1 protein-coding gene is annotated in these 532 nt (G+C 50.6%); it reads left to right on the top strand.

What is annotated here, in order from left to right; all coding sequences use genetic code 11:
* Nucleotides 1-258: NAD(P)-binding domain-containing protein (locus tag ABD297_RS23650; RefSeq protein WP_344257633.1), on the top strand; the 258-nt coding region annotated here is incomplete at its 5' end.
* Nucleotides 259-532 lie beyond the last annotated feature (274 nt).

The following is a 532-nucleotide window of genomic DNA, read 5'->3' as shown; positions in this document are numbered from 1 at the left end:
GCGCGTCAGATTTTTGAATCCTTAGCCAAACTGAATATTCTGCTGGTCGGTGCCGGGGAAACCATTGAACTGGTTGCCCGTCATCTGAACGAGCACGGCGTGAAACACATGATGATCGCCAACCGGACCCGTGAGCGCGCCCGTATTCTGGCGCAGGAAGTCAATGCGGAAGTGATTACGCTGCCGGAAATCGACAGTCGGCTGGCGGAGGCGGATATTGTTATCAGTTCCACAGCCAGCCCGCTGCCAGCCCGTTGAGGATAAGCCAGTTAATAAACGGTAATCTGAATATCGCCATATCACTTTTCCTCATTTCTGCATTTTCATAGCGGCGGTGCTTTTTGCCCGCCGCTATGCTCAGTATCATATTTCTTGTGCTGCCCTGCAATCAGGGCTCAGAAATCACACCGTCCATCAGATCAAGGTCAATCAGCGCTTTTGTTACAGTCGGGAAGAAACTGATTTTATTATCTACAGGGACAATTTGCGCCCGCACCAGGGTTTTCAGTGGTTGGAACGGAATATCACATAC

The sequence above is a fragment of the Terrabacter carboxydivorans genome (genome assembly GCF_039532035.1).
GTDB lineage: Bacteria > Actinomycetota > Actinomycetes > Actinomycetales > Dermatophilaceae > Terrabacter > Terrabacter carboxydivorans.
The sequence above is the reverse complement of the archived record's forward strand: the minus strand, read 5'-3'. Positions and strand labels throughout refer to the sequence as shown.